General features: G+C 74.5%; 14 protein-coding genes. 5 read left to right on the top strand and 9 right to left on the bottom strand.

Features of this window, described 5'->3' with window-relative positions; genetic code table 11:
* Nucleotides 1-29 precede the first annotated feature (29 nt).
* Nucleotides 30-458 carry a dUTP diphosphatase gene (gene dut / locus RCG67_RS11855; protein WP_408669415.1) on the bottom strand — a complete coding sequence of 143 codons (429 nt, stop codon included), beginning with the start codon at nucleotides 456-458 and terminating at the stop codon, nucleotides 30-32.
* Between the two features lie 111 nt (nucleotides 459-569).
* Between dut and RCG67_RS11850 the strand changes: the two genes are divergently transcribed.
* Nucleotides 570-1,082 (top strand): DUF3093 domain-containing protein, encoded by a 513-nt coding sequence (locus RCG67_RS11850; protein WP_368826461.1) that lies wholly within the window; start codon nucleotides 570-572, stop codon nucleotides 1,080-1,082.
* 88 nt (nucleotides 1,083-1,170) lie between these two features.
* Here the strand turns inward: RCG67_RS11850 and RCG67_RS11845 are convergent, their stop codons facing one another.
* Nucleotides 1,171-1,470 carry a DUF4193 domain-containing protein gene (locus RCG67_RS11845; protein ID WP_058873676.1) on the bottom strand — a complete coding sequence of 100 codons (300 nt, stop codon included), beginning with the start codon at nucleotides 1,468-1,470 and terminating at the stop codon, nucleotides 1,171-1,173.
* A gap of 298 nt (nucleotides 1,471-1,768) precedes the next feature.
* On the opposite strand from RCG67_RS11845, the gene sepH reads away from it, so the two are divergent.
* Both sepH and RCG67_RS11835 read left to right on the top strand, forming a co-directional pair.
* The gene (gene sepH / locus RCG67_RS11840; RefSeq protein ID WP_368826458.1) at nucleotides 1,769-3,184 is read left to right on the top strand and encodes a septation protein SepH; all 1,416 of its coding nucleotides are present in this window, start codon (nucleotides 1,769-1,771) and stop codon (nucleotides 3,182-3,184) included.
* A gap of 150 nt (nucleotides 3,185-3,334) precedes the next feature.
* On the top strand, nucleotides 3,335-4,072 hold the full coding sequence (locus RCG67_RS11835; protein ID WP_368826456.1) for a hypothetical protein: 738 nt from the start codon (nucleotides 3,335-3,337) through the stop codon (nucleotides 4,070-4,072).
* 62 nt (nucleotides 4,073-4,134) lie between these two features.
* Here RCG67_RS11835 and RCG67_RS11830 read toward each other — a convergent pair whose 3' ends face one another.
* From RCG67_RS11830 to RCG67_RS11815, 4 genes are read right to left on the bottom strand one after another with little or no spacing between them, the layout of a single operon-like run.
* Entirely contained in the window at nucleotides 4,135-5,310 is a 1,176-nt protein-coding gene (locus RCG67_RS11830; protein ID WP_368826454.1) for an alkaline phosphatase family protein, read from the bottom strand.
* Nucleotides 5,307-6,017 carry a DUF5998 family protein gene (locus RCG67_RS11825; protein ID WP_368826452.1) on the bottom strand — a complete coding sequence of 237 codons (711 nt, stop codon included), beginning with the start codon at nucleotides 6,015-6,017 and terminating at the stop codon, nucleotides 5,307-5,309. Before RCG67_RS11825 ends, RCG67_RS11830 begins: the two co-directional genes overlap by 4 nt.
* Before the next feature lie 46 nt (nucleotides 6,018-6,063).
* Nucleotides 6,064-7,758 carry a serine/threonine-protein kinase gene (locus RCG67_RS11820; protein ID WP_368826450.1) on the bottom strand — a complete coding sequence of 565 codons (1,695 nt, stop codon included), beginning with the start codon at nucleotides 7,756-7,758 and terminating at the stop codon, nucleotides 6,064-6,066.
* A 15-nt stretch (nucleotides 7,759-7,773) separates the two neighbouring features.
* Nucleotides 7,774-10,470 (bottom strand): bifunctional acetate--CoA ligase family protein/GNAT family N-acetyltransferase, encoded by a 2,697-nt coding sequence (locus tag RCG67_RS11815; protein WP_368826448.1) that lies wholly within the window; start codon nucleotides 10,468-10,470, stop codon nucleotides 7,774-7,776.
* A gap of 127 nt (nucleotides 10,471-10,597) precedes the next feature.
* Between RCG67_RS11815 and RCG67_RS11810 the strand changes: the two genes are divergently transcribed.
* Nucleotides 10,598-13,096: a DNA gyrase/topoisomerase IV subunit A gene (locus RCG67_RS11810; protein WP_368826446.1), complete on the top strand. Its 2,499-nt coding sequence runs from the start codon at nucleotides 10,598-10,600 to the stop codon at nucleotides 13,094-13,096.
* A gap of 3 nt (nucleotides 13,097-13,099) precedes the next feature.
* On the opposite strand, the gene RCG67_RS11805 is transcribed toward RCG67_RS11810, so the two are convergent.
* Entirely contained in the window at nucleotides 13,100-14,152 is a 1,053-nt protein-coding gene (locus RCG67_RS11805) for a malate dehydrogenase (protein WP_368826444.1), read from the bottom strand.
* A 100-nt stretch (nucleotides 14,153-14,252) separates the two neighbouring features.
* Nucleotides 14,253-16,361 (bottom strand): DNA gyrase/topoisomerase IV subunit B, encoded by a 2,109-nt coding sequence (locus tag RCG67_RS11800; protein ID WP_368826442.1) that lies wholly within the window; start codon nucleotides 16,359-16,361, stop codon nucleotides 14,253-14,255.
* A gap of 255 nt (nucleotides 16,362-16,616) precedes the next feature.
* On the opposite strand from RCG67_RS11800, the gene RCG67_RS11795 reads away from it, so the two are divergent.
* Nucleotides 16,617-16,817 (top strand): DUF7455 domain-containing protein, encoded by a 201-nt coding sequence (locus RCG67_RS11795; protein WP_017834164.1) that lies wholly within the window; start codon nucleotides 16,617-16,619, stop codon nucleotides 16,815-16,817.
* A gap of 206 nt (nucleotides 16,818-17,023) precedes the next feature.
* Here the strand turns inward: RCG67_RS11795 and RCG67_RS11790 are convergent, their stop codons facing one another.
* Nucleotides 17,024-18,547, bottom strand: a complete 1,524-nt coding sequence (locus RCG67_RS11790; protein WP_368826440.1) for an RNA polymerase sigma factor — start codon at nucleotides 18,545-18,547, stop codon at nucleotides 17,024-17,026.
* Nucleotides 18,548-18,596: the final 49 nt, after the last annotated feature.

Raw genomic sequence — 18,596 nt, 5'->3', positions numbered from 1 at the left:
GGCGTGAGCTCGTGGGGGGCGGCTCGGGGTCAGGCGGTGCCGCTCGAGCCGAAGCCCGTGCCGCCGCGGGCCGAGCCGGGCAGGACGTCGACGACCTCGAAGACGGCCTGCTCGACGCGCTGGACGACGAGCTGGGCGATGCGGTCCCCGCGGCGGACCGTGAAGGACTCGGTGCCGTCCGTGTTGAGCAGGGTGACCATGATCTCGCCGCGGTAGCCGGAGTCGACGGTGCCCGGGGCGTTGACCACCGTGATGCCGTGCCGGGCGGCCAGACCCGAGCGGGGGTGCACGAATCCCGCGTACCCCTCGGGCAGCGCGATCGCCACGCCCGTGGGCACGAGGGCCCGCTGCCCGGGGCCGAGGACCACGTCCTCGCGGGAGCGCAGGTCCGCGCCGGCGTCCCCGGGCTTGGCGTACACGGGCGGCGGGAGGTCCGGGTCGAGGGCCTGCAGCGCGATGCTGAGCGGGCGCCCGTGGCCCGACGGCGGCCGGTGGCCTGTCGACTGGTCGTTCACAGTGCCCCACTCTAACGCGCCGGACCACGGGCGCGGTCGTGAGACGCTAGAGCCATGTCCGACCCTGCTTCCTCCAGTGCGTCCCCGGCCGACGGCCCCCGCCGGCCCTCCTCCGAGCGGCCCGGCGCCGAGATCCTCTACGAGGAGAAGCTCACCCCCGCGTGGTGGATGTGGCTCCTCGTGCTCTTCGCGGGCCTCGTCGCCCTGATCGCGCTCGCCCCCATCGACCTCTGGGTGGCCGGCGCCGCGGCCCTCGTGGTCGGCGGCGGCACCGCCGTGGCCCTCGTCGCCTCCAGCACCAGGATCGTCGTGACCGACGAGTTCCTGCAGGTCGGCCGGGCCCGCATCGAGCGCCGGTTCGTGGGCGAGGCCGAGGCCTTCCGCGGCGACGACGTCCGCCTGGTCCGGGGGCCCGAGCTCGACGGACGGGCCTACATGAACTTCCGGGCGTCCGTGGGGCCGGTGGTGCGGATCCGGATCACCGACCCCGTCGACCCCACCCCCTACTGGCTCACCTCCACCCGGCACCCCGAGCGCGTCGTCGAGGTGCTGTCCGGGCGCCCGTGAGCACGGCCGGGACACGGAAGAACCCCGCCGCGACGGACGTCGCGGCGGGGTTCTCCGCGCTGCTCGGACGAGCCCGGACCGGCGGGGCTCAGCCCACGCACTCGACGCAGTGCTTGACGCCGTTGCGCTCCTCGGCGATCTGGGAGCGGTGGCGCACCAGGAAGCAGGAGCCGCAGGTGAACTCGTCCTCCTGGGCCGGCAGCACGACGACGGACAGCTCCTCGTTGGAGAGGTCCGCGCCCGGCAGCTCGAAGCTCTCCGCCGCGGCGGCCTCGTCCTCGTCCACGGCGCCGGACTGCGGGTCGCTGCGACGCGTCTGCAGCTCCTCGATCGAGTCCTCCTTGAGCTCGTCGTCCTGCTTGCGCGGCGCGTCGTAATCAGTGGCCATGTCGGGTCTTCGCTCCCATGCGGTCCGAGGGCGGGCTCGGGCACGGCTCGCCGCCGCCCACCGGGCTCTGTGTCGCGTAGATTGTTCACCATCCGGGGGCAAAAATCCAACCTGCACGGGCCCGCGAACACGCGGCGGAGGTCCTCCGCGGACGGCCTCCGGCCGGGGTCGTGCGACGGCCAGTAGGATTGGGGGGCGGGACCGGGCCGGCACGTCGGCCGCGACCGACGGACCCGCCCCGCAGCGCCCGCTCGACGACCCCGAGCGCACCCGAGAACCATCCCGGAGGAATGACAGCATGGAGCAGTTGCGCCTGGCAGGTGTGCACGACGACGGTGAGCACCTGGTCGTCGAGGACGAGGCAGGCACCCGCCACCTGTTGCGGATCGACCAGGAGCTGCGCCTGGCCGTCCAGCGCGCCCGGCGCCTGCCCGGCGCCCGCCAGCGCGGCACGGGCCAGTTCGGGCCCCGCGAGATCCAGGCCCGGTTCCGCGCCGGGGCCACGGTCGAGGAGATCGTGGCCGAGAGCGGCTGGGAGTCCGCGCGCGTCCGCCGCTACGAGTGGCCGATCCTCGCCGAGCGGGCCCACGTCGCGGCCGAGGCGCAGAAGGTCCAGATCGAGGACCGCTCCGCCCACCGCGGCTACCACTCCGTCTTCGAGGGCGAGCCCCTCACCCTCGGCCGTGCCGTCGCCCACCGGGCCGCCGACCTCGGCGTGGACCCCTCCTCCCTCGAGTGGGACTCGTGGCAGCGGGAGGACCACCTGTGGGCGGTGGTCGCCCGGTTCTCGGTGGTGGATCCCTCGGCCGCCCCCGCCCACGACGAGCCGCTGGCCGAGTGGCTGTACAACCCCGCGAACCAGAGCGTGCGGCCGGCGAACCCGTGGGCGGAGTCCCTCACCGAGCCCGGCCCCCCGGACACGCCCCTCGGCACGGGGCTCGGCGTCCTGGACGGCGGCCTCGACCCCGAGCTCACGCAACTGCGCCGCTCGGCCGTGGAGGCCGACGACCTGCTCGACGTGCTGCAGGCCCGCCGCGGGCAGCGCATCGGCGAGGACGCCGACGGGGACGACGCCCTCGCCGAGATCCTGGGCCGTGGCATGGGCCACGTGGAGCGGCGGCCGCGCCCGCTCGCCGCCCCCGAGGACAGCTCCGTCTTCGACCGGCCCTTCCAGCCCGCCACGCAGTTCCCCGAGCCCGACGCCGCCCCGGAGCCCGCCCCGGGCCGGGCCGGGGCGCCCGCCGGCGGCCCGGACGCGCAGTGGGCGGAGGATGCCACCGGCGCGCCGGCCGAGCCCGCCGAGGAGCCCCCCGCCCGGGACGGCGCGCCCGCGAGCTCCCCGGAGCGGGCGCGGCAGCCCGGGCCGGAGCGCACCGGGCGCGACGACGGGGCCGCGCCCGCCGCGGACTCCTCCGGTGCCGAGGCGTCCGGGACCGACGGGACTGGCCCCTCCGGAACCGAGACGCCCGGACCGGTGACGCCCCGGACCGGGGCCTCCGGAATCGGGACGTCCCCGTCCGAGGACCCGCCGGGCGAGGACCCCGCCGACAGCACCGCTCCGGCCGCGCGAGAGGGCGCCGAGGACTCCACCGCCGAGGAGGAGTCCGCACCGGAACGGCCCCGTCCGCGCAACAAGACGGCGAAGGCACGGCGCTCCGCGCGGTCCTCGGTGCCCAGCTGGGACGAGATCGTCTTCGGCAGCTCCCCCGACTGAGCCCCGATGCGTGCCGTCCGGCACCCGCGGCCCGGCACGGGTTAGAGTGCACGCAGCAGGGGACGGCTCCGCGCCGTTCCTCCGGGTCCGCGCGCTCCCCCATCCCGCGCTCGGCCCGGACGGACGACACCACGTCAGGGGCAGCACGACATGGGCAATTCCATCGAGGACGATCTCTTCGGGGACGACGAGCGCGACGCCGCCACCGCGGAGGCCGCCACCCCCGGCGCCTCCGCCGCGCCGGCGGGACCGGCCGAGCTCGTCCAGGGCTCCGGACCGGGGCGGTTCGTCGCCGGGCTGGTCCTGGGCGCGGTCGTGCTCGTGGTGCTCGCCGGCGTCGGGGCGCTCTACCTGGGCGGGGTGGGGCGCAGTCTCTTCGGCAGCGGTCAGCAGGCGGAGTTCATCCCCGCCCCCTCGATGACCACGTCCCCGTCGGCCACCGCCTCGCCGACGCCCACCCGCACCCGCACGCCCTCCCCCACACCCTCCCCGACGCCGAGCCCCTCGCCCGAGGCCCCCGCCCCGCCGCCGCCCGCCCCGGAGCCGGTGCCGCCGGCCCCCGTGGTCCCCGCGCCGGCGCCCGTGCCTCCCGCCCCGGTCGCGCCCGAGCCCGTCGTCCCCGCGCCCGTCCCGCCGCAGCCGGTGGTGCCCGCCCCGGCACCCGCTCCTCCCGCGCCGCAGCCGGCCCCGCCCGAGCCCGGACCCGCGTCGCCCGAGAGGCCCGCGGAGGACGAGGAAGGCCCGGCCGAGGAAGGCCCGGCCGAAGAGGGTCCGGACGAGGAGGACCCCGTCGAGGAGGAGCGCGCCGAACCCGCCGCCGCCGGGGAGGGATCCGTCGAGGACGGAACCGCCGACGAGGCCGGCGGGGAGACCCCGGCGGCGCCCTGAGCGGGGAGACCCCGGCGCCGCCCTGAGCACGGAGCGACCGGGCCCGGCCCGCCGGCGGGCGGTCAGGCCAGGCGCAGCAGCGGGACCTCCCGCTCGGCGCGGGTGAGCGAACCGTGCTGACCCACCATGGACAGGACGCTGGGCCGGAGCCGGCCCAGGTCGAACAGTGCGATCGGGTCCCGCGCCAGCACCAGGAGGTCGCCGATCCGCCCGCGCACCGCCTCGCGCACGAGCTCCGGCGGCCCGAAGTAGCCGGCCTCGAGGGCGGCCTCCCGGGAGAGCAGCCACACCCGGGAGCCGAACTGCTCGCGCCAGGCGGCCACGAGCGCCCTGACGTCCCCGGCCGTGGCGTCCTGCTCCAGGTGCAGCTGCACCGCCCGCGGCTCCCCCGCCGTGTGCCGGACGCCGTCCAGCAGACCCGGCAGCCCGGAGAAGTCGACGCGGGCGTCCCGGGGGACGTCCACCATGCCGTGGTCACCGGTCACCAGCACGGTGGTGCCGGCCGGGACCCGGGCGACCAGCCGGCGCAGGGCCCCGTCGAGCTCCTCGAGCTGGGCCGTCCACTCCCAGGACTCCCAGCCCCGCGCGTGCCCGGTGCGGTCGAGCTCGTCCCAGTAGAAGTACATGAGGGCGTCCCGGCCCGCGGCGAGCTGGTCGAGCGCGGTGCCGACGCGCGCCGCCGGTCCCTCCGCGGCGACGAACCGGCCTCCGCGCAGGGCGGCCTCGGTGAGCCCGGAGCCGGCGAACTTGCCCCGGCTGACCGTGATCACGTCGAGGTGCTCGGCGGCGCGCTCGAACACCGTGGGCAGCGGCTGCCACGTGCGCGGGTCCACGGCGGCGTCCCAGCCCCCGAGCTGGTTCACGACCCGGTCCCGGGCGGGGTCCAGCACGTCGTAGCCCACCAGTCCGTGCGCTCCTGGGGCTGCGCCGGTGCCGAGGGACGCCAGTGAGGCCGCCGTCGTCGTGGGGAACGCGGCGTCCAGGGTGGACAGGCTCCGGGCGCCGGCCAGCACGGGGGCGTGCCCGGCGCGGGCCCGCAGCTGCGCACGCCCCAGCCCGTCCACCATGACGACGACGACCCGGCGGGCGGCGGGCAGGCCCAGCACGTCCCGGAAGCCGGGCACGCCCAGGGACGCCGCGGCCGAGGACATGACCTCCGCGACCGATCGGCTGCCGTAGCGGGGCGGGCCCGGCAGGTCGGCGGGCAGCGCGGGGAGGACCTCCTGCACCGCCCTCATCGGGCGGCGCCGCCGTCCCGGCCGGTGAACCGGTCGGTGAACCGGGTGCGCGGGGTGGCCGCGGCCGTCCGCCGCAGGGCGGGCGTGCGGCCGTGGGCCGGCTGGGCGATCTGCGCGCCGTCAGTCAGGGGGGAGAGGTTGGCCCGGCGCAGCGTGCGCGCGAACTCCCGCGCCCCCTCGACAGCGGCCGGGCCGTCGGCCTCCGCGCTGATCCGCAGCACGATGTCCTCGCGGGCCGCGGTGCCGGTGTAGCCGTGGTCGGCCTGGCACTGGGGGTCCTCGCACAGCGCGGGCGCCAGGTCCACGTGCAGGGTGCCCGTCCACGCGATGGCGAGGGTCACCTCGGAGATGGGGCTGTCCGGCCGGTAGTTGGCCGGCTGGTAGTAGGAGTAGCTGAGCGTCACGGAGCGGATCTGCGAGATCCCCACCGTCTCGGTGGAGACGCGGGCCACCACGTCACGGCCGCTCTCGTCGAACTCCTCGTCGTCCACGTGCGTCACGTGGAGCACGTCCTCGGCGAGCACCAGCACGGTGGTGTGGCGGTGCACCTCCGTCCGGTCGATGTGGGTCTCCAGCTGCACGAGGTGGGACACCGGGGACCGGCCGTCCAGGGAGTCCTGGACCACGTCGATCACCAGTTGCGGATAGAAGCCGGCCTTGTTGATGTCCTCGACCAGCCGCTGGCCGCGCTCACCTGAATACGTCATGGAGGACATTTTCCCCCACGCGCGCGCCCGCGCCCAACACGGGCCCTCAGGGCACGCGGAAGTAGCATCGCTCCTCCCCGCCGCCCTGGTCCTCGCAGACCCGTTCCAGCACCACGGGGGTCTCCTCCGGCGCCGGGCCGGGGGGTGTCGGCGCGCTGCGGGTGGCCGTGGGCGTCGGACCGGGAGCGGGGACCTGCTCCGCGGAGCCCAGCGGGTCGAGCAGCAGGTAGCCGCTCAGCAGCGCCGTCATCCCCACCAGGACCACGAACACGCCCGTCACGGCGCTGTTGCGGCGCCGGCGCCCGGGCCGCGCCGTCGGCGTGAACGCCCTCGTCCGCCGCCCCCCGGCCGGCCGGTGGCCCGCTCCGTCCCGATGCGGGACCGGGACGGGTGCTCCGGCGTCGGCGGGCCCCGGCGTGTCCCGCCCGGATCCGCCCGGTCGGGACCGCCCGGGCCCGCCGTGCCCGGGCTCGGTCCCGCCCGGTACTTCCGGGTCGGCCGCTCCCGTCCCACCCGGCCTGCCGCCGTTCGCCCCGGTGCTGCTCGGCCCGCTGTCGCTCTCCCCGGCGTCGTTCCCCCCGGAGCCGTTCCCCCCGGAGCCGGTCGCCGCGGAGCCGTCCTTCCCGGTGCCGGTACTCCCGTTGCCGGCACGCCCGGCGCCGGGAAGAGCGGTACCGCCGACCGCGGCGCCGGCCGCCCTGGCCCCCGAGGCATCGGCATCGGCGCCGGCGGCACCGGTGTCCACCGTGTCCGGTCCGTCCGGGAACGGGTCGCCGGTGCGCTCCCCCCGCGTTCCGGCCGCTCCGGCGCCGGGCCCCGCACCGGCCGGGTCCGCCGGACGCTCCGGGGCGTCCGTGCCGTCCCATCCGGTCAGCACCCGGCTCGCCCACGGCTCGGGCAGGGGGTCGAGGACGTCGAAGACCTCGAACGGCTCCCCGTCCCGCGTGCGCGCCGGGTCGAAGCGCCGCCGTGCCGCGCCCGCGGTGAGCTCGTGCAGCACGGCCACGGCCGCGTCCCGGCGCAGCGCGGGGTCCGGGGTGAGCAGCGCCGCGAGGTGCTCCGCGAGGTCGCCCTGCTCCCCCACCACCGCCCGCGCGTCGTTGGGCCCGAGGCTCTCCTGGGGCTCCAGCGAGGGGTCCAGCATCCGCAGCGCGGTGATCCCCGCGGCGTAGAGGTCCTGCGCGGGGCTCGGGTCGGTGAGCGCGTACGCCTCCGGGGGCAGGTAGCCGGGGGTGCCCACCACCGTGCCCGTCCGGGTCAGCCGGGCGTCCTGGACGCGCACGGCGATGCCGAAGTCGGAGAGGAGGACGTGGGGCCGGCCGGTCCCGGTGCTGTCCAGCATGAGGTTGCCCGGCTTCACGTCCCGGTGCACCCAGCCCTGGGCGTGCACGAACTGCAGCGCCTGGAGCAGCTGGGCCAGGACCTCCTCCGTGAGCTCCGCCGAGGCCGCCCCGTTGTCCAGCAGCGCGGACTCCAGGGTCCCCCCGTGGACGAGCGGCATCGCGATGACCACGTGCGCGTCCTCCGCGGCCCACCCGTACGGGGCGAGCACGTGCGGGTGCTCCAGCTTCACCGACTGCTCCCGCGCGAAGCGCAGCAGGTCCGCTGAGTCGCGCTGGCGCAGCACCTTGGCCGCGCACAGCTGCTGGAGCCGGCCGTCCCAGGCCCGCCACACGGACCCGCTGCCGCCGCGCGCGATGGGGTCGATGAGGGTGTACCGGCCGGCTATGGTGTCCGCCACGAGGTCCGGACCCGCCTAGCTGCGCATGGCCCGGCGCGCGCTGTCCGTCCGCTGCCGGGCGTTGCCGATCCCGACCGAGGCCCCGAGCACGGTCAGGGAGCCGCTGGAGACGAGCACCGGGTTCAGCTCCACGCGGGCGATCTCCGGGTGCCGGTCCTTGAGCAGCGCCACCCGGGAGACGAGGTCCTCCAGCCGGTCCACGTCCGCGGCCGGCACCCCCTGGTGGCCGAACAGCTTGCGGGAGGCCTTGGGCTCGCGGACCATCCGCCGCACGTCCTGGTCGGTCAGCGGCGGGACCCGGTGGGCCCAGTCCTCGAGGAGGTTCACGGCGTCCCCCGCCATCCCGAACGAGAGCACGGGGCCGATGAGGGGGTCCTCGATGGCCCGGAGCACCACGGCCTGGCCGGTGGGCGCCATGGACTGCACCTCGAGGTCGAAGGTGCCGAAGGGGGCGAGCGCGCGGTGCATGGTCTCGATGGCCGTGCGCAGCTGCCCGTCGTCCTGGATGTTGAGCTGCACGCCGCCCAGGTCCAGGCGGTGCCGGAGGTTGGGGTCCGTGGTCTTCAGGGCCACCGGGTAGCCGAGCCGCTCCGCGGCGGCCGGCGCGTCCGCGGGATCCGTGAACCGCTCGCTGGGCAGCAGGCCGATGCCGTAGGTCGCCAGCAGCGTCCGCGCCTGGTCGGCGTCCAGCTCCCGCAGCTCGTCGCCGGAGACCCCGGGCAGCACCGTCTCCACGAAGGTCTCGGCCGCCTCCGCGTCGATGCCCTTCGGCTCGGCGTGCCGGCCCTGGTCCTGGGCGCGCCAGCGGGTGTAGTCCACCACCTTGGCGAGCGCGCGCAGGGCCGCGCCCGGGGAGTCGAAGCAGGGCACGTCCAGGCCGTCGTCGGCGTGGTGCAGGGCGGAGACCGCACCCGGCTCGGTGCTGCCCGTGAAGACGACCACCACGGTCTTGCCGTGCTCGCGCCCCACGCGGCCCACGAGCTCGGCCACGGCCTCCGGCGTGGTGTCCGGGACCGGCATCAGCGTGACCACGGCGGTGTCGACGCCCTCGGCGCCGAGGCAGCTGTCGACGGCCGCCCGCAGCTGCCCGAGGGCCTCCTGCCCGCCGTCCGTGGTCCGGACCCCCGCCTGGGTCACCGCGACCTCCAGCCCCAGCTGCATGCAGCGGTCCTCCATGAGCTGGCCCAGGGCCAGCGCGTTCGAGACGAGGGCCGTGCGGCCGCCCGCGGGCAGGGGCTGGCCGGCGAGGATCCCGGCCACGTCCATCAGGTGCTCGCTCGTGTCCGCGCGGATCACCCCGGCCTGGCGGAACATCGCGTCCAGGGCCCCCGGCGGCGCCTGGGTGGTGCGCCCGGTGTGGCCGGGCGGCAGCCGCAGCCCGGTGACCTCGCTCTTGGCCACGATCACGGGCTTGTTCAGGGACAGCCGGCGGGCGATGCGGGAGAACTTGCGGGGGTTGCCCACGGACTGCAGGTAGAGCCCGCACGCGCGGGTCGCGGCGTCGTCCTCCCAGTACTGCATCATGTCGTTGCCGGAGACGTCCGCGCGGTTGCCGGCGGAGAGGTAGGTGGAGACCCCCACGTTGTGGCGCAGCGCGGCGGCGTTGAGCATCATGCCGATGGCCCCCGACTGGCTGAACAGTCCCAGGGGGCCCTCGCGCGGCACCGTCGGCAGGATCGAGGCGTTGAAGCGGGACTCCGGGGCCGTGTTGTAGAGCCCGAGGCTCGCGGGGCCGACCACGCGCATCCCGTGCGAGCGGGCACGGCGGACGAGCTCGGTCTGCCGGGCCCGGCCCGCCGCGCCGGCCTCGGCGTAGCCGCCCGTGACCACCACGACGGCGCGCACGCCCGCAGCGCCGCACTGGTCCACGACGTCGACGACCTGGTCCACGGGCACGGCGATCACGGCGAGGTCCACGCGCTCGGGGACCTCGCCGATGGAGGTGGCGTGGGTCATCCCCTCCCGCTCGAACGGCGTGGGGCTCACGCCGCTGAGCCGGCCGGCGAACCCGGAGGCGACGAGGTGCTCGACCAGCGCGTGCCCGGCGTGGCCGGGGTCCCGCGACGCCCCGATCACGGCGATGGAGGACGGGGAGAGGAGGTCGGCCATGGACAGGGCCTCGGCCCGGTGCTCCCGCGCGGCCATCACGGCCAGCGACTTCTCGGTCGGGTCGATGTCGAAGCCCACCACCACCACGCCGTCGTCGAACTTGCGGGTGAGCTCGTAGCCGGCCTCGGCGAACACGCGGAGCATCTTGCGGTTCTCGGGCAGGACCTCCGCGGAGAAGTGGTCGATCCCGTTCTCCCGCGCGGCGGCGGCGAGGTGCTCGAGCAGGATCGAGCCGATCCCCCGCCCCTGGTGGGCGTCGGAGATCATGAACGCGACCTCGGCGTCCTGCGGGTCGTCCGTGCGGTCGTAGCGGCCGACCCCGATGATCTGCTCGCCCAGCAGCAGCACGAAGCAGACGCGGTCCCGGTGGTCCACGCGGGTGAACCGGTCCAGCTCGCGGGCGGAGAGCGTCGGCTTGTAGGAGAAGAAGCGCAGGTAGATGGAGTTCTCGGACTGCGACCGGTGGAAGGCCAGGAGCGCGTCCCGGTCCTCCGGGGAGATGGGGCGCAGCTGCGCCGTGGCGCCGTCGCGCAGGATCACGTCGGCCTCCCAGTACTCGGGGTACTGTCCGGCTTCGTCCGTGTCCGCGGTCTCTGGAACCATAGACTTCAGGCTAGTAGACAAACCCGCACCGTCAACGGTGCGTCCCGGTGCGTCCCCCGACGTTCTGCAACGCCGAGCCGCGGGGGCCGCACCGGACCGACCCACGACCGAAGGACCCCCCGCTGTGATGGCTCGCCGCCGTGCGCCCTCCCGTCCGTCCGCCGAGGACGAGCTGCCCGCCGACTTCCGGGAGAACATCGTCGACATCGACGTGACCTCCGAGATGGAGACGAGCTTCCTCGAGTACTCGTACTCCGTCATCTACTCCCGCGCCCTGCCCGACGCCCGGGACGGGCTCAAGCCCGTCCAGCGCCGCATCCTGTTCATGATGAACCAGATGGGCCTGCGCCCCGACCGCGGTCACGTCAAGAGCGCGCGCGTCGTCGGGGAGGTGATGGGCAAGCTGCATCCGCACGGCGACTCCGCGATCTACGACGCGATGGTCCGCCTCGCCCAGTCCTTCGCGATGCGCCTGCCGCTCGTGGACGGGCACGGCAACTTCGGCTCCCTCGACGACGGCCCCGCGGCCTCCCGCTACACCGAGGCCCGGATGGCCCCGGCCGCCCTGGCGCTCACGGCCGACCTCGACGAGGACGTCGTCGACTTCGTGCCCAACTACGACAACCAGTTCACCCAGCCGGGCGTGCTGCCCGCGGCGTTCCCGAACCTGCTGGTCAACGGCTCCTCCGGGATCGCGGTGGGGATGGCCACGAACATGGCCCCGCACAACCTGCGGGAGGTCGTGGCGGGCGCCCGCCACCTCGTGGAGCACCCCGAGGCCACGCTCGAGGAGCTCATGCGCTTCGTCCCCGGCCCGGACCTGCCCTCGGGCGGGCGGATCGTGGGCCTCGACGGGATCCGGGACGCCTACCGGACCGGGCGGGGCTCGTTCAAGACCCGCGCGAAGGTCTCGATCGAGCAGGTCTCCCCGCGCAAGCAGGGCATCGTCGTCACCCAGCTGCCCTACATGGTGGGGCCCGAGAAGGTCACCGAGAAGATCAAGGAGGCGGCGCAGGCCAAGAAGCTGCAGGGCGTCTCCGACGTCGTGGACCTGACCGACCGCAAGAACGGCATGCGCCTCGTCATCGAGGTCAAGAACGGCTTCAACCCGCAGGCGGTCCTGCAGCAGCTGTACAAGTACACGCCCATGGAGGACTCCTTCGGGATCAACAACGTGGCGCTCGTGGACGGACGGCCCCGCACCATGGGCCTGCTCGAGCTGCTGCGGGTGTACGTGGAGCACCGGCTGTCGGTGGTCCGGCGGCGCACCGGGTTCCGCCTGGGCAGGCGGCGCGACCGGCTGCACCTGGTCGAGGGCCTGCTCGTGGCCATCGTCGACATCGACGAGGTCATCCAGATCATCCGCTCGTCCGACGAGACGGCCGTGGCCCGGGAACGGCTCATGGCCGTCTACGACCTCAGCCGCGTGCAGGCCGACCACATCCTCGAGCTGCGCCTGCGCCAGCTGACCAAGTACTCGCGGATCGAGCTCGAGAAGGAGCAGGAGGAGCTGCGCCGGGAGATCGCCGAGCTCGAGGAGACCCTCGCCTCCGACTCCCGGCTGCGGGCCCTGGTCTCGGCGGAGCTCGCGGAGATCGCCGAGGTCCACGGCGACGACCGGCGCACCGAGCTGCTCGAGTCGGAGGCGCTGCCGGCGCCGGTCGCCGCGGCGGCGGCCCCCGCCCCGGGGAAGGCCCCGGGGGGCGGGCTCTCCCTCGAGATCGCCGACGACCCGTGCTGGGTCTTCCTGTCCACCTCGGGCCAGCTCGCCCGCACCCCCTCCCAGGCGCCGCTGGTGGACCCGCCGCGGCGGATCAAGCACGACGCCCTGGTCTCGGCGGTGCGGGCCACCGCCCGCGGGGAGATCGGCGCGGTCACGTCGACCGGTCGCATGCTGCGCGTCCAGGTGATGGACGTGCCCGTGCTGACCGCCTTCGAGGGCACCCCCAAGCTGGGCGACGGCGTCCCGGTCAAGGACTTCCTCACCCTCGGCCGCGGGGAGCGGCTCGTGGGGCTCGCGCCGCTCAACGCCGTGCTGGCCCTGGGCACCCGCAACGGTGTGGTCAAGCGCGTCAGCCCGGAGTACCCCCTCAACCGGGAGGACTGGGAGGTCATCACCCTCAGGGACGGCGACGAGGTGGTCGGTCTCGCCGAGGCCGCCGACGAGGACGAGCTGGTGTTCGTGACCCGGGACGGCAAGCTGCTGCACTTCGAGGCCGGCGCCGTGCGGTCCCAGGGGCGCACCGCCGGCGGCGTCGCGGGGATCAAGCTGGTTTCGGGGGACGCCGTGGCGTTCTTCGGGGCCGTGCGCGCCGCGGACGAGACGCCCGTGGTCGTGACCCTCGCCCGTGCGGACGAGGTGCTGCCCGGCATGTCGCAGTACTCGGTGAAGGTCACCCCGTTCTCGGAGTACCCGCCCAAGGGCCGGGCCACCGGCGGCGTGCGCGCGCACCGCTTCCTCAAGGGGGAGACCGGGCTGGCGCTGGCCTGGGTCGGGCACGGTCCGGCCAAGGCCGTCTCGGCCTCGGGCGTGGCCCGGGCCCTGCCCACGGAGCACGGACGCCGGGACGGCTCGGGCGTGCCCACCGACCAGGTGATCGACGCGGTGGGCCCCGCCTACGGCTGAGACTCAGCGGCGGGGGCCGAGCAGGCCCATCTGCGTCACGGCCGCGCGCTCCTCCTCGAGCTCCCGGACGGAGCGGTCGATGCGGGAGCGCGAGAACCCGTCGAGCTCGAGGTCCGGGACGATGCCGGCGTGCCCGTCCCGGCAGACGACCGGGAAGGAGCTGACGAGCCCCTCCGGCACGCCGTAGGACCCGTCGGAGGCCACGGCCATGGACGTCCACCCGCCCTCGGGGGTCCCCAGGACCCAGTCGCGGACGTGGCACAGGGCCGCGTGCGCCGCCGAGGCCACCGAGGAGCCGCCGCGCACGTCGATGATCTCGGCGCCGCGGCGGGCGACCCGGGGGATGAAGGTGCTGTCCACCCAGTCCAGGTCCAGGCCCTTCTCCGCGAGCGCCTCGAGCGCCGGCCGGCCCCCGACCGTGGCGTGGGTCAGGTCGGGGTACTGGCTGGCGGAGTGGTTGCCCCACACGGCCACGCCCTCGATCTCGTCGACGCGCGCCCCGGCGGCCGCGGCCAGCTGCGCGAGCGCGCGGTGGTGGTCGAGCCGGGTCAGGGCGGTGAACCGCTCGCGCGGGACGTCCGGGGCGTGCGAGGCGGCGATGTACGCGTTGGTGTTGGCGGGATTGCCCACCACGACGGCCCGGAAGTCCTCGGCCGCGCCCCGGTTGACGGCCCGCCCCTGGACCGAGAAGATCCCGGCGTTGGCCTCGAGCAGGTCCGCGCGCTCCATGCCCTGGGACCGGGGGCGGGCCCCGATCAGCAGCCCCACCGAGGCGCCGTCGAAGGCGGCGTCCGCGTCCTCGAAGACCTCCACGCCGTCGAGCAGGGGGAACGCCCCGTCCTGCAGCTCCAGGGCCGTGCCCTCCGCGGCCCGCCGCGCCTGCGGCAGCTCGAGCAGGTGCAGCCGGACCGGCGTGCCGGGGCCGAGGAGGTCGCCCGCCGCGGCCCGGAAGACGGTGGCGTAGCCGATCTGGCCCGCGGCGCCCGTCACGGTGACGGTGACCGGCCGGGGCCGGGCGGGTGCGGTGGACGGGGTGTGCGGGCCGGTGGCGGTCATGCGGGGTCCTTCCTGGGGGACGGTCGCTCGTCCCTGCCCAGCGTAGCGGCCGGGCCGCCGTGCGGGTCCCGGCCGCTCCCGGGGCCCCGCGCCGGGCCCCTCAGGCGTCGATGCGCTCCTGGTCCAGCTGCGCGGCGCCCTCGATGATGAAGTCCTTGCGCGGGGCCACCTCGGAGCCCATGAGCAGGGAGAAGGCGTGCTCGGCGGCCTCGGCGTCCTCGACCCGGATCCGGCGCAGCATCCGGTGCCGGACGTCCATGGTCGTCTCCGCGAGCTGGTCCGCGTCCATCTCGCCCAGGCCCTTGTAGCGCTGGATGGGCTCCTTGTACCGCCGCCCCTCCGCCTCCAGCCGGGCGAGCAGGTCCTCGAGCTCGCGCTCGGAGTACGTGTAGACCATCTCGTTGGCCTTGCCGCCGGCGTTGACGATCTCCACCCGGTGCAGCGGGGGCACCGCCGCGTAGACCCGCCCCGCCTCCACGAGCGGGCGCATGTAGCGGTAGAACAGCGTGAGCAGCAGGGTGCGGATGTGCGCGCCGTCGACGTCGGCGTCCGTCATCATGATGACCTTGCCGTAGCGGGCCGCGGTGAGGTCGAAGGTGCGCCCCGAGCCGGCCCCGATGACCTGGATGAGCGCGGCGCACTCCGTGTTGGCGAGCATGTCCGTGATGGACGCCTTCTGCACGTTGAGGATCTTGCCGCGGATCGGCAGCAGCGCCTGGTGGTTCGAGGACCGGGCCAGCCGCGCCGTGCCGAGGGCGGAGTCGCCCTCCACGATGAACAGCTCGGAGCGCTCCACGTCGTTCGAGCGGCACTCGACGAGCTTGGCCGGCATCGAGGAGGTCTCCAGGGCGTTCTTGCGCCGCTGGGTCTCCTTGTGCACCCGCGCGGAGATGCGGGACTTCATCTCCGCCACGACCTTCTCCAGCAGCTGCCCGGCCTGCTGCTTGTCGTGCCGCCCGGTGGACGTGAGCTTGGCGGTCAGCTCCTTCTCGATCACCCGGCTCACGATCTGGCGCACGGCCGGGGTGCCCAGGACCTCCTTGGTCTGGCCCTCGAACTGCGGCTCGGCCAGCCGCACCGTGAGCACGGCCGTGAGCCCGGCCAGGACGTCGTCCTTCTCGACCTTGTCGCTGCCGGCCTTGAGCTTGCGGGCGTTCGCCTCGATCTGCTTCCGGAACGTCTTCAGCAGGGCCGCCTCGAACCCGGCCTGGTGGGTGCCGCCCTTGGGGGTCGCGATGATGTTCACGAACGAGCGCAGGGACGTGTCGTAGCCGATGCCCCACCGCAGGGCGACGTCGACCTCGCACGTGCGCTCCAGCTCCGTCAGCCTGGAGCGGCCGTTCTCGTCCAGGACCGGGACGTTCTCCGTGAACCGGCCCTCCCCCTGGAAGCGCCACACGTCCGTGACCGAGCTGTCCGCGGCGAGGTACTCGACGAACTCGGAGATCCCGCCGTCGTGCTGGAACACCTCCTCGTGGGTCCCGAACTCCCCCGGCGTGCCGGGCAGGCCCCGCTGGTCGCGCACGGTGATGCGCAGCCCCGGGATCAGGAACGAGGTCTGCCGGGCACGCTTGGCCAGCTCCTCGTAGCTGAACCTGGCGTCCGTCGTGAAGATCTGCTCGTCCGCCCAGTACCGGATCCGGGTCCCGGTGACCCCGCGCTTGGCCTTGCCGACGACGTCGAGCACCGACCCCTCCACGAACGGCTCGAAGCGCGCGTGCGGGGAGGGCCGGCCCTGGTCGACGAAGCGTCCCGGCTCGCCGTGCCGGAAGGACATCTGGTAGGTCTTCCCGCCGCGGTCGACCTGGACGTCGAGGCGCGCGGAGAGGGCGTTGACCACGGAGGCGCCCACGCCGTGCAGGCCGCCGGAGGCGCTGTAGGAGCCGCCGCCGAACTTCCCGCCGGCGTGCAGCTTGGTGAAGACGACCTCCACGCCGGTCAGCCCGGTCCGCGGCTCGAGGTCGATGGGGATGCCGCGGCCGTCGTCGTGGACCTCCACGGCGCCGTCGGCGTGCAGGACCACCGTGATCTGGTGGCCGAAGCCGGCGAGCGCCTCGTCCACGGAGTTGTCGATGATCTCCCACAGGCAGTGCATCAGGCCGCGGGAGTCGGTGGAGCCGATGTACATGCCCGGCCGCTTCCGGACGGCTTCGAGGCCCTCGAGGACGGAGAGGTGGCGGGCGTTGTACTCGGAACGGGACGGTGTCACGGGGATACGACTCCTGGGGGACGGCGGGATTCCCCACCACTGTAGTCGGGGCGGCGGACACGGCCGTCCCGGGGCGGCGGCCCGCCGCCGGGCGGCCCGACCTACGCCCGGGGCGAAAATCGGCTCCCGCCGGGATCGAATGTCCGACGGCCGTGGTTGTATGTAGCAGTACCCCGAAGCGTCCACGAGACCCCGGGTACCCGCACCGGCGGCCCCGCGCCCCGTGCAACGCGTACGACACAGGAGGAGGATCCCGTGAACGCAACATTGGAGAGCCGAGAACTCAATGCGACCGACCGCTGCGACGCGTGCGGCGCCCAGGCCTACGTCCGAGTGATCCTCGAGTCGACGGGCGGTGAGCTGCTCTTCTGCGCTCACCACGCGCGCAAGAACGAGCAGAAGCTGCGGCCCCTGGCCGCCACCTGGCAGGACGAGACCGAGCGCATCGGTTCCTGACCCGTACGCCCGCGACGGGCGGTCGACGCAAGGGATGCAAGGAGGGCCCCGACACGTGGTGTCGGGGCCCTCCTGCGTTCCCGGTGGCGCGTGCGCTCCCGACGGCACGCCCCTCCCACCGGTGCGGGCAGCGGGTCAGGCGCGGGCAGCGGCTGCGGCCGTGGCCGTCCCGCGCCCGGACGGCGTCCGGGCGCGGGACGGACCGCTCAGTCGAGGTAGTCGCGCAGCACCTGGGAGCGGGACGGGTGGCGCAGCTTGGACATCGTCTTGGACTCTATCTGGCGGATGCGCTCACGGGTCACGCCGTAGACCTTGCCGATCTCGTCGAGGGTCTTGGGCTGGCCGTCGGTCAGGCCGAAGCGCATCGCCACGACGCCCGCCTCCCGCTCGGAGAGCGTGTCCAGGACCGAGTGCAGCTGCTCCTGCAGGAGCGTGAAGCTCACGGCGTCCGCGGGGACCACGGCCTCCGAGTCCTCGATCAGGTCGCCGAACTCCGAGTCGCCGTCCTCACCCAGCGGGGTGTGCAGGGAGATCGGCTCCCGGCCGTACTTCTGCACCTCGACGACCTTCTCGGGCGTCATGTCGAGCTCGTTGGCCAGCTCCTCCGGGGTGGGCTCCCGGCCCAGGTCCTGCAGCATCTGGCGCTGCACGCGGGCGAGCTTGTTGATGACCTCGACCATGTGCACCGGGATGCGGATGGTGCGGGCCTGGTCGGCCATGGCGCGGGTGATGGCCTGGCGGATCCACCACGTGGCGTACGTGGAGAACTTGAAGCCCTTGGTGTAGTCGAACTTCTCGACGGCGCGGATCAGGCCGAGGTTGCCCTCCTGGATGAGGTCCAGGAACAGCATGCCGCGGCCGGTGTAGCGCTTGGCCAGGGAGACGACCAGGCGCAGGTTGGCCTCGAGCAGGTGGTTCTTGGCGCGCTTCCCGTCGTGGATGACCCAGCGCAGCTCCTTGCGGGTCTGCGGGTCCAGGGAGTCCTTCCCGTCCGCGAGCTTGTGCTCGGCGTACAGGCCGGCCTCGATCCGCAGCGCCAGGTCCACCTCCTGCTCGGCGTTCAGCAGCGCGACCTTGCCGATCTGCTTGAGGTAGTCCTTGACCGGGTCGGCGGTGGCCCCCGCGGAGACCACCTGCTGGGCCGGGGCGTCGTCGTCGTCGTTCGCGGTGATGACGAAGCCGGAGGTCTTCTCGTCCTTGGGCGCGGGCGCGGCGGCCGGGTCCTCGGGCGCGGCCACCTCCTCGGCCTCCTCGTCCTCGTCCACCTCGGGGTCGACCACTCCGGCCTCGTCGGTCAGGCCCGTCTCGAGGTCGGCGTCGTCGGTGACGACGACGTCCTCATCGGGTGCCCCGGCGACGTCCTGGGCCTCCTTGGCCGTGGACGCCGCGGCCTTCTGGCGGCCCGTGGCCTTCGGTGCGGCCGGAGCCTTCTCCGCGGACCTGGTCGCCGTGGGCGCCTTGCTCGCGGCGGTCCTGGTCGCGGTCGACTTGCCGGCCGTGGACTTCGTGGAGCCGGCCGCGGCGCTCTTGGCCGCGCCGGAGCGCGCGGCGGTGGACTTCGTCGCCGTGGTCTTCTTGGCGGCCACGGTCTTCTTGGCCGCGGTCGACTTCGCAGCGGCGGTCTTCGCCCGCGGCGACGCGCCCGTGGTGCCGGACGGCGACCGAGCGTCCCCGGTGGCCGGGGCCTCGGCGGCGGTGTCCGTCGTCTTCTTGCTGGCGGCAGGTGACACTGAGAGCCTTTCGTTGAGCGGTCACGGCGTCCGCCCTCGGGGCAACACG

The organism is Kocuria cellulosilytica (assembly GCF_040981245.1).
GTDB classification, from domain to species: Bacteria; Actinomycetota; Actinomycetes; order Actinomycetales; family Micrococcaceae; genus Kocuria; species Kocuria cellulosilytica.
Note: the sequence above shows the minus strand (reverse complement) of the source record. Positions and strands in the feature narration are given on the sequence as shown.

Coding starts and splice junctions, on each gene's coding strand:
- RCG67_RS11850 (WP_368826461.1), top strand. CDS start 570: ATGTCCGACCCTGCTTCCTCCAGTGCGTCCCCGGCCGACGGCCCCCGC.
- RCG67_RS11845 (WP_058873676.1), bottom strand. CDS start 1,470: ATGGCCACTGATTACGACGCGCCGCGCAAGCAGGACGACGAGCTCAAG.
- sepH (WP_368826458.1), top strand. CDS start 1,769: ATGGAGCAGTTGCGCCTGGCAGGTGTGCACGACGACGGTGAGCACCTG.
- RCG67_RS11835 (WP_368826456.1), top strand. CDS start 3,335: ATGGGCAATTCCATCGAGGACGATCTCTTCGGGGACGACGAGCGCGAC.
- RCG67_RS11830 (WP_368826454.1), bottom strand. CDS start 5,310: ATGAGGGCGGTGCAGGAGGTCCTCCCCGCGCTGCCCGCCGACCTGCCG.
- RCG67_RS11825 (WP_368826452.1), bottom strand. CDS start 6,017: ATGACGTATTCAGGTGAGCGCGGCCAGCGGCTGGTCGAGGACATCAAC.
- RCG67_RS11815 (WP_368826448.1), bottom strand. CDS start 10,470: ATGGTTCCAGAGACCGCGGACACGGACGAAGCCGGACAGTACCCCGAG.
- RCG67_RS11810 (WP_368826446.1), top strand. CDS start 10,598: ATGGCTCGCCGCCGTGCGCCCTCCCGTCCGTCCGCCGAGGACGAGCTG.
- RCG67_RS11805 (WP_368826444.1), bottom strand. CDS start 14,152: ATGACCGCCACCGGCCCGCACACCCCGTCCACCGCACCCGCCCGGCCC.